Below are 600 nucleotides of genomic sequence, written 5' to 3' on the forward strand. Positions count from 1 at the left end.
TTAACGCGGCGTAGCGTCAAGAGTAATAATTGAGTAGTATATTCGCGTTTAAGTGTTCTTTCCTGTGAGGAGATTCATGAGGGCTCGCCCAGTTTTGGATTCAAAGCGCCTGATCCTTACCTCGAGCAGCCAGAAGAAGTACAAAATGAAGGTAAGCTAGGCTCAGACTTGTGCTACTACAAAGATGAAGATGGTTACCATTACTTTATCAGAGTAATCTTGGAAATACCGATTATTGGAGTAGAAGAGCCTTTTATGTGGGGTGTTTGGGTGTCTCTCAGTGAGTCTAGCTATAACCATTACGTAGAAACGTATGAACAACCAGTATAATCAACCGAACCTACTTTGGGTGGTTGTGCAATTATTTACCTTACTATGAAACTACGTATGCTTTGGCCACTGATGTACATCCTCGACCGGATGGTGCTCGTCCCTTTATCGCACTTCATGAAACTGACCATGAGTTACATGAAGATTTTGTGAAAGGTATTGAAATAAGCAAAGCTCAGAAAATCGCAGAACTTTGCATGCACGGCTAACAATCAATTAAGAGTGATTCCCCACGCTTCGGCATTTTTGGTTTGGGTTAGTTAAGTGTTA

The 600-nt window shown here is 41.7% G+C and carries 2 protein-coding genes; both read left to right on the forward strand.

From position 1 onward, the window contains the following. The first annotated feature begins 72 nt into the window (after positions 1–72). Positions 73–330, forward strand: a complete 258-nt coding sequence (locus CIK04_RS35045; RefSeq protein ID WP_325206025.1) for a DUF2199 domain-containing protein — start codon at positions 73–75, stop codon at positions 328–330. Continuing rightward, complete coding sequence (locus CIK04_RS35050) at positions 330–539, forward strand: DUF2199 domain-containing protein (RefSeq protein ID WP_325206026.1); 210 nt, start codon at positions 330–332, stop codon at positions 537–539. Before CIK04_RS35045 ends, CIK04_RS35050 begins: the two co-directional genes overlap by 1 nt. The last annotated feature ends 61 nt before the right edge of the window (positions 540–600 follow it).

The organism is Vibrio sp. 03_296, assembly GCF_002265885.1.